A 1,624-nucleotide genomic window follows, 5' to 3' on the forward strand; every position below is an offset into this window, starting at 1 on the left:
GAGCAGCGCCGCGAGCGCGAGGGCGCCGGCCGCGGCGCCGAGGATGGCGTAGCGGTCGTCCAGCCGAGCGGAGTGCACCTGGCGGCGATCGCCGACCTCGATGCCGGCGCGGTCGGGGATGGCCGTGCGGGGCGCGGGGTCGGTTGCCATGGCGTCGGGCGCGCCGGCGTCGACGACGGTTCCGGATGCCTCGGCACGAGGTGGTTCGAGCGTGATCGTCATGTCATCCCTCGCTCTGGGCGCCCGACCGCGACCGCGCCACGACCGACGACGCGGTGAAGTTGATGACCAGCGTGATGAGGAAGAGCACGAGTCCCGCCGCCATCAGCGCCGACAGCGCGAACTCGCTCGCCTCGCCGTAGCGCAGCGCGATGAGCGCAGACACCGAGTTCGTGCCGGTCTTCAGCGCCTGCCAGTTGATCGCGAAGATGGGCGAGATGATCATGTAGACCGCGATCGTCTCGCCGAGCGCCCGGCCGAGCCCCAGCATCGTGCCGCCGATGATGCCGCCCCGGCCGAACGGCAGCACGACCGCGTCGATCATGCCCCAGCGCGTCGACCCGAGGGCGTACGCGGCCTCGCGCTCGCCCGCCGGCGCCTGCATGAACGCCTCGCGCATGATCGACGTCTGGGTCGGCACGACCATGAGCGCCACGACGATGCCGGCGATGAACGCCGAGGAGGTGAACGCCGACGCGTCGGTGAGAGCGTTGCCCTCGGCATCCGTCACCGCCAGCACCGGGATCCAGCCGAAATACGTCGAGATCCAGCGCGAGACCGGGATGATGGCCTCCTGCAGGAAGTACACGCCGAAGAGCCCGAACACGACGCTCGGCACCGCGGCCATCAGGTCGACGAGCGTGATCGACCACTGCTTCAGCCGCCCGCGCAGCACCTCCGAGATGAGGAGGGACGTGCCGAGCGCGAGCGGCAGCGAGATGCAGATGGCGATGATGGCGATCGTGAAGGTGCCGAACAGCACCGCGGCGATGCCGAATTGGCCGGTCTCGGGCGACCACTCCTGCGTTGTGAGGAAGCTCAGCCCCACGCCGCCCGGCGGCAGCAGCGCCTGCCCCGCGCGCAGCGCGAGGAAGACTCCGACGGCCAGCATGATCGCCACCGTGATGCCGCCCGCCGCGTACGCGGTGCGGCGGAAGATCGTGTCGGCCACGGTCGGCGCGCTCTTCAGCTCGCGCGCCTGCGGCGGGTCGAACGCGTCGCGCAAGGGCGGCAGGAGCGTCGTCTCGTCGGTCAGCACCGCGGTGGCCCGCTCGGCGTCGCGCGCCGGGTCGGTCGGCATGTCGTGACTCATCCGAGCACCTCGCGACACCACGAAGCGGTCATGCGTCTCCTCGTGCAGCTTGCAGGAAGTCCGGTAGCGACTGCGGGGAGTCGGGTAGGGCTCCCACGGCCTCCGTCAGCCTGAGCGCGCAATGTGAACAGGGGGCATCCGGCCGGGCAAGGAAGCCTGTCGCGGGTGTTGAGGAGCGGGGGCGCGCGTCACCCGCGGGTCTCGGGAGGCGTCGTCGGCGTGGGCGTGGGCCTCGGCGCCGTCGGGGTCGGAGTCGGGCTCGGGCGGGGCTCCTCGGGGTCGGCCTCGATGATCGTGACCGATCCGCCGACC

General features: G+C 71.5%; 2 protein-coding genes. Both read right to left on the reverse strand.

Annotated features, from left to right (window positions below; all coding sequences use genetic code 11):
* Nucleotides 1–222: hypothetical protein (locus EIO58_RS17525; protein WP_164861850.1), on the reverse strand; the 222-nt coding region annotated here is incomplete at its 3' end.
* A 1-nt stretch (nt 223) separates the two neighbouring features.
* On the reverse strand, nt 224–1,300 hold the full coding sequence (pstC, locus tag EIO58_RS17530; protein WP_127820513.1) for a phosphate ABC transporter permease subunit PstC: 1,077 nt from the start codon (nt 1,298–1,300) through the stop codon (nt 224–226).
* Nucleotides 1,301–1,624: the final 324 nt, after the last annotated feature.

The organism is Microbacterium sp. CPCC 204701 (genome assembly GCF_004010105.1).
In the GTDB taxonomy this organism is placed as follows: Bacteria; Actinomycetota; Actinomycetes; order Actinomycetales; family Microbacteriaceae; genus Microbacterium.